Origin of the sequence: Streptomyces sp. NRRL WC-3549, from assembly GCF_000721935.1 — a bacterium.
Taxonomy (GTDB): Bacteria; Actinomycetota; Actinomycetes; order Streptomycetales; family Streptomycetaceae; genus Streptomyces.
In genome coordinates, this window is sequence record NZ_KL585389.1 from 61,598 (window position 1) to 67,955 (window position 6,358).

The 6,358-nt window shown below is 74.4% G+C and carries 6 protein-coding genes and 1 pseudogene; 1 reads left to right on the forward strand and 6 read right to left on the reverse strand.

The window, feature by feature from the left end:
* Window positions 1-817: 817 nt before the first annotated feature.
* The 3 genes from IH13_RS0107645 to IH13_RS0107655 form a co-directional block, all read right to left on the reverse strand.
* A complete protein-coding gene (locus tag IH13_RS0107645; protein ID WP_031082219.1) occupies window positions 818-2,347 on the reverse strand; it encodes an FAD-dependent oxidoreductase in 1,530 nt (509 codons plus the stop codon).
* Between the two features lie 12 nt (window positions 2,348-2,359).
* Window positions 2,360-2,965 carry a flavodoxin family protein gene (locus IH13_RS0107650; RefSeq protein WP_031082220.1) on the reverse strand — a complete coding sequence of 202 codons (606 nt, stop codon included), beginning with the start codon at window positions 2,963-2,965 and terminating at the stop codon, window positions 2,360-2,362.
* Between the two features lie 112 nt (window positions 2,966-3,077).
* Window positions 3,078-3,404, reverse strand: a complete 327-nt coding sequence (locus IH13_RS0107655) for a hypothetical protein (protein ID WP_031082221.1) — start codon at window positions 3,402-3,404, stop codon at window positions 3,078-3,080.
* A gap of 301 nt (window positions 3,405-3,705) precedes the next feature.
* Here IH13_RS0107655 and IH13_RS36935 point away from each other — a divergent pair, with 301 nt between their 5' ends.
* Window positions 3,706-4,734 carry an XdhC family protein gene (locus IH13_RS36935; protein WP_051835789.1) on the forward strand — a complete coding sequence of 343 codons (1,029 nt, stop codon included), beginning with the start codon at window positions 3,706-3,708 and terminating at the stop codon, window positions 4,732-4,734.
* A 101-nt stretch (window positions 4,735-4,835) separates the two neighbouring features.
* Here IH13_RS36935 and IH13_RS0107665 read toward each other — a convergent pair whose 3' ends face one another.
* The 3 genes and pseudogenes from IH13_RS0107665 to IH13_RS44445 form a co-directional block, all read right to left on the reverse strand.
* A complete protein-coding gene (locus tag IH13_RS0107665; RefSeq protein WP_031082222.1) occupies window positions 4,836-5,192 on the reverse strand; it encodes a DUF5955 family protein in 357 nt (118 codons plus the stop codon).
* Window positions 5,189-5,746: a DUF6232 family protein gene (locus tag IH13_RS0107670; RefSeq protein ID WP_031082223.1), complete on the reverse strand. Its 558-nt coding sequence runs from the start codon at window positions 5,744-5,746 to the stop codon at window positions 5,189-5,191. Before IH13_RS0107670 ends, IH13_RS0107665 begins: the two co-directional genes overlap by 4 nt.
* Before the next feature lie 302 nt (window positions 5,747-6,048).
* A pseudogene (locus tag IH13_RS44445) lies at window positions 6,049-6,358 on the reverse strand (ferredoxin-NADP reductase); the annotation flags it as partial.

Here is a 6,358-nt window from a genome sequence, read left to right on the forward strand (position 1 = left end):
CTCCTGTACCCAGGCGGCCGTCGCCGGCTCCCCGGCGCCGCAGAGCGTGGACAGGACCTGCGCCTCCAGCTCGCCCTGGGCGCGCCGCCGCTGCCCGCCGCCGGTGTGCGCTGCCGCCACGTGTGTTCCTCCCCGCCTGCCGTGCCCCCGCGGGTCGCCGCGGGGCGGTTCATCGTACTGGCCGGCCGCCCGCACGGCTCGCGGGGGAGCCCGGTCTCACCAGGTGACGGGGAGCTCCTGCAGGCCGGAGACGACGGTGTCCTCCATGAAGGACCACCTGGAGTCCGAGCCGGGCCGGCGGCCGGCCGGCGCAGTGGCGGGTGCCCGCGCCGAACGCCTGGGTGGCGGCGGGCGCTGCGCGAGTTCGCCGAGCAGGATCACGCCCGCACCGGCTGCGATGGTCTGCCCGCCGGTCCCGGTGGCCTCCAGAGGGTGCGTCGGCGCCCGAGGTGCACGACGGACGGACAGCGCGGGAGCTCCCCGACGGCGCCGACGACGACCTGCGGGTCCTCGGCGGCGCGGACGGCGGCGAGCTGGTCCGGGCGGTGGGGCGCACTCGGAAGCGGGAGGCCCGCGCACGCGCCGTCGGCGACGGCCGGTGTGCTGGACCCGGTGGCCGACCCGCCGCTCCTGCTCGCCGCCCGCAGCGGCGATCTGGCCGCCGTCGCCGTCAGCCGTCTCGCCCCCACCTGATCACCCGGCGGCGAGACCTTCACTCCGCTCGGAGAGGCCGGCGCCGTCGAGCACCCGTGCCGGCCGCCCGGCCTCCGGCGGCGCGGCGGGTCACCGGACCGCCCGGCCGTGACCGCGCCCCGGGTTACTCGGCCCGGGGGAGCGGACGGACGGCGGGACCCTGGAGCACCTCGCCGTCGACGCCGAACCGCGAGCCGTGGCACGGGCACTCCCAGGAGGTCTCCGCCGGGTTGAACGCGACCAGACACCCCAGGTGCGTGCACCGTGCCGACAGGCTGTGCGTCCGCCCCTCCTCGTCACGGTAGACGGCACGGTGGCGCCCTCCGACGCGGACGACCGCACCCGTACCCGGGGCGACCTCCTCGGCGGACTCCACCCGTGTGCCCTTGAGGCGGTCCCCCACGAAGTGCCGGGCGACCTCCGCCTGCTGCGCCAGCAGCTTCGTGCCCTCGCGGACCGTGCTCCGCAGCCGGCGGGGATCGTAGAGTCCCGCCCAGGCCGGGGTGTCGCCGGTGAGCACGGCCGTCAGGAGCTGACCCGCCATCGCGCCCCCGCTCATGCCCCAGCCCCCGAATCCCGTCGCCACGTACACATGGCGCGAGCCCGGGTGGAACGGGCCGATCAGCGGGACCCCGTCACTGACGTCGTTGTCCTGGGCCGCCCAGCGGTACGCCGTCGGGCCGGCCGGGAAATGCTCGTGCATCCACGCGTCCAGCCGGCCGAACCGCTCGCGGGCGTCCCCCGTACCGGGCGTGAAGTCCTCACCGGTGACGATGAGGAGCCGCCGGTCCGCGTCGAGCGGCGCCGTGCGCACCGAGCGCTTCCCGCCCTCGTCGGTGATGTACATGTGCTCCGGCGCGGCCTCCGCCGGCAGCGGCGCGGCCACCACGAGCTCCCGGCGCGGTGACATCCGGGCGAAAAGCAGGGCCCGGTCGAAGACGGGGACGTGCGTGGCGACGACGACGTCCCGGGCCGACACCGTCAGCCCCGACTCCGTGGTCACCCGGCAGGGGCTGCCCTCGCTCAGACCCGTGACCCGGGTCCGTTCGTGGACGACCCCGCCCCGGGCCAGGAGGTCGGACACCAGCCCCAGCAGGTAGCGGCGCGGATGGAACTGCGCCTGCCGCCCCACCCGCACGGCGGCGGCCACGGGGAAGGGCAGCTCCGTCTCCTGCACGTACGAGGCGTCGAGCCCGGCCTCCACGGCCGCCTCGGCCTCCGCCTCGAACTCGGCGCGGCGCCCCGGGTCGGTGGTGAAGGTGAACGCCGAAGCGCGTTCCAGGTCGCAGTCGACGCCGAGTTCGGCCGCCACCGCACCGACCCGGTCCACCGCCGCCTGCTGCGACAGCGCGTACTGCGCGGCGCCCTCCGGTCCCCGGGTGCGCCGGAGGCGGTCGTACACCAGTGAATGCGCGGCGGTGAGCTTGGCCGTCGTGTAGCCGGTCACCCCGGCGGCGATACGGTCCGCCTCCAGCACGACGACGCTGCGCCCCGCCCTGGTCAGCTCCCACGCGGTGCTCAGGCCCGCCACGCCGCCGCCGACGACCACGACGTCGGCCGTCCGGTGGGCGTCCAGGGCGGGGAAGGAGGGGTGGTCGGACGTCGCCATCCAGTAGGACTCGTCCGTGCCGGGAAGTTCGGATGCGGGTGTCATGCCACTCGTCTCTCAGGACGGCGGTGCGGGCACCGGGTGTTCGGTGAGCGCACGCGCCGTGTGGAAGAGGTTGGAGGCCATCGCGCGGGCGGTGGAGGCCGCCCAGTCGTGGCCGCGGTCGTCGTCGAGGTAGTCGGGGCCCGGCCCGGGACCGAGGTGCCAGTACGTCCATGCCTGGCCCGGCACGGTGTAGCCGATGTCCCCGAGGGCCCCGCAGATCTCGCTGATGACGTGGTGGGCGCCGTCCTCGTTGCCGGTGACGACCACCCCCGCCACCCGGTTGTAGGCGACGGGACGGTTCTCGTCGTCCGTCTCGCTGATCATCGCGTCCATGCGCTCCAGGACGCGCTGGGCCACGGAGGAGGGGCGGCCGACCCAGGTCGGTGACGCCACCACGAGGATGTCGGCCGACGCCAGCTTCTCGCGCACCGACGGCCATTGGTCGCCGTCGCCCATGTCGTTCTCGACCCCCGGCCGGATGTCCAGGTCGACGGCGCGCACGACGTCCACCGTCGCGCCGTGTCCCTGGAGGGCCGTGATGACCTGCCGGGCCAGGGCCTCCGTGTTGGAGGGCCGGGGGGACGGTTTGAGGGTGCAGTTGATCACCAGAGCGCGCATGACTCCCACTCTTGCGTCGGAGGGACGGGAACCGCGCCGACCCGCGCGGCCGTTCACCCGCTTGTACGGGTACGGGGGCCGGACGGTCGACCGTGCCGGCTCCCCGGACGGATCAGCGGCCGACGGCCTTGCGCAACTGGTCCTTGTTCATGGTCGAGCGGCCGTCGACGTTCTTCTTCTTCGCCTCTTCGTACAGCTGGTCCCGGGTCGGGCCCTTCGCCCCGGTGTGGGAGCGCTGCCCTCCGCGCTCGGAGGCGGACTTGGGGTCACGGGTGGACGTCTTGCTCGCCGTCTTCGACTCGCCGGCCCGCGCACGCTCCTTGTTGACGGTGCGGGCGGCGATCTCCTTGGCCCGGCCCTCGGGGGCGCCGCGCTCCTCGGAGCTCTCCTTGATGTGCTCGTACTGGCGCTCCCGCTTGCGGTTGGATCCTGCCGGCATGACGCTCTCCTTGCTCTCGTCGGGCCTTGCGGCGGCGGCACGGCTGTCCCTTGCGTGCGTGCCGTTGTGTACCCGGTTACCCCTACTTCACGCCCGAAACCCGGGGCCCGCGACACGGGGCGCCGAAGAGGGTGAGAGCCGGGGGACGATCCCCGCCGGGGCGGTGCCGGTGCCCGGCTCGCCGTGCGCCGTGGCGCACACTGAAGGAACCCCGTCGCGCGAGGCCGTCCGGTCCGAGGTGAGCGAAAGATGAGACATGTCGTCCAGCAGGCGGCCGCCTGGCAGGGGGTCCGCGTTCGCCATGGCGACCGTGACGCGTACCTGGGGATCGGCGCCGCACGGCCCCGGCGCGTCCATGCTGGTGTCCGCCGAGGGGCGTGTCGCCGGGAGCGTGTCCGGGGGATGTGTGGAGGCCGCGGTCTGCGCGATGGCCGAGGAGGTGCTCGCGGACCGCACGCCGGCGGTCGGGCGCTGGGGCGTCGGCGACGGTGACGCCCTGGAGGCCGGACTGACCTGCGGCGGGACGATCGAGGTGCTGGTCCGCGAGATCACCCCCGGGGTGCCGCTCGGCCGGGTCGCGGCCGACGTGGACGCCGGTGTCCCGGTCGCGCTGGTCACCTCCGTGTCGCGGGGCGGCGGCCTGGCGGCCGGGGGCGGCACGGTCACCGGCACGCTCGGGGACCCGCGGGTGGACCGGGCGGCGGCCCTGGCGGCCGAGGGCATGCTGGGCCGGGGCGTCAGCGGGCTCGTACATGGCAGTGCCGGAGAACCGGACTGCGCGCCACGGGGCGAGTTGCTGGTGCAGTCCTTCGCGGCCCGGCCGCGCCTGCTCGTCTTCGGCGCGACCGAGTTCGCCCGGCCGCTGGCCGGCATCGGCGCCTCCCTCGGCCACCGGGTCACGGTCTGCGACGCCAGGCCCGCCTTCGCGCTGCCCGAACGCTTCCCGGGCGCGGACGAGGTCGTCGCGGACCGGCCCGACCGCTGGTTCCGCGCGCACGCGGACGGGGTGGACGCGGCGACGGCGGTCTGCGTCCTGACCCACGACGCCCGGTTCGACGTGCCCGTCCTCGCGCTCGCCCTGGGCAGCCGGGCCGGTTACGTGGGGGCCATGGGCAGTCGGCGCACCCATGAGGACCGGCTCGCGCGCCTCCGTGAGGCGGGACTGACCGATGGCGAGCTCGCCCGGCTGAAATCGCCGATCGGCCTGGACCTCGGCGGCCGGGGACCCGAGGAGACGGCCCTGTCGATCATGGCCGAGATCATCGCCGAACGCCGGGGCGGCAGCGGGATGCCCCTGACCGCCGGGAGCGGGCCCGTCCACGGGGCGTGACCGTGCGTCGCCGGCGCGCTCCCGCGGACGTCCGGCTCCCGGAGTCCTTCGTGGCGCCCCGCTCCCGGCCGTACGCGTCGGCTTTCACACGGGGCCGGGGCTCAGCTCCCGCTCAGGAGGTCGAGCACCTTCCTGACCGCCTCGACCACCGGCCCCCCGACCGTCGAGACCGAGGCGGCGATGCCGGCCACCGCCATCAGGGCGCGGTGCCGTTCCTCCGGCGCCCCGGACCCGTCGGTGAGGGCGGGGAGGCTGTCGTCCAGCATCCGGGCGTCGGCCGGCGGGAGCTGTTCCCGCAGCTCGCCCAGGAGCCGCAGCAGCTCTTGTACCGCCTCATGGAGTGCGGGAGAGGCGGCCTCGCCGCCGGAGGACCCGAAGGTGTTGTGCACGACGCCCTGGTTGCCCGTCCCGCCGTACATGCTGACGCTGTCGCCGAAATGGTAGTTGTCACCGCTCATGAATGCGCTGTCCCCACGTTTCCCGAGCCGCCGTACATGTTGATGTTGTCCCCGAAGTGGTAGATGTGCGGACTCGCGCTGATCCCCTCCACCCGGACCGTGAACTCGGCCTCCGGATGGTCGATCGCGTGCGAGATCTGACTGACGAGCCGCAGCAGGTGGTTCGGGTCGCTGCTGGTCACCATCGCGGTGGACGGACCGGAGGTCTCCACGGCCAGCACGAAATGGGGCCGGGCCGCCAGGACCGGGGTCAGCTCCGTCACGAAGTAGGCCACCACCGCGAGCGTGACCATCCACACGAAGGTGACGAGCCCGCCGCCACCGCCGTCGCCCGGCCGCCCGATGGACGCGATGGACGTCGACAGCCAGATGACCACCGTGAGCCCCGTCGCCACCGAGATCGCCAGCACCACCCGCTTGCAGAAGAGCGCGATCGCCTCCTTGCGCCGGGGGCGCAGGACGAAGGTGAAGACGCGGGCGATGTTCTGCAGCGGGTACGCGGCGCCTCCCACCCACAACAGCCGCTTACTGACCCGCAGATCCACCGCGTGCATCATCGGGGGCGGCGGGGCACCAGCAGGTCTCGGCGGTACGGACGGCGTCCCCATAACTGTCCCCCTGTGCCACACGCTTCCCGCCGGCACCGCAAGTGAGTGGTGCCGGCCCCGTCACGGGGGACCATTAAGCACGCCGCTCCCCTCCAGGGCAAGCGCCGATTGACCAATGCACCTTTCGTCCGGGCACGTTGGCGGAATATGGTCGCCGGCCGCGCTGCGGGGCCACGGGGCGCGGTACGGCCGTCGCCCCGTGGCCGCGGGTCAGCGGACGAGTCCCCGGCATGTGTATAAGAGACAGGCCCCTCCCGGCGCCCCAGGGCCCGTTCGGCCCGGTCGATCTCCGCGAGCCCCCGGGCGTCGACGAGAAGGCGGTTACGGCGCCGCGCCAGGCGACGGAAGGCCTTCGCCCCGTGCTCCGGTGCGGCGAGCCTGCCCGCGACGGCGTCGTCCAGCAGTGCGGTGACGGTCTCCTGGGCGCACGTCCGGTTCGCCCCGATGCCGCCGGACGGCCCGCGCTTGATCCAGCCCACGACGTACGTGCCTCGCTCGCCCGTCACCCGGCCGCCCTCGTGCGGCACCGTCCCGGTCGCCTCGTCGAACGGCAGCCCG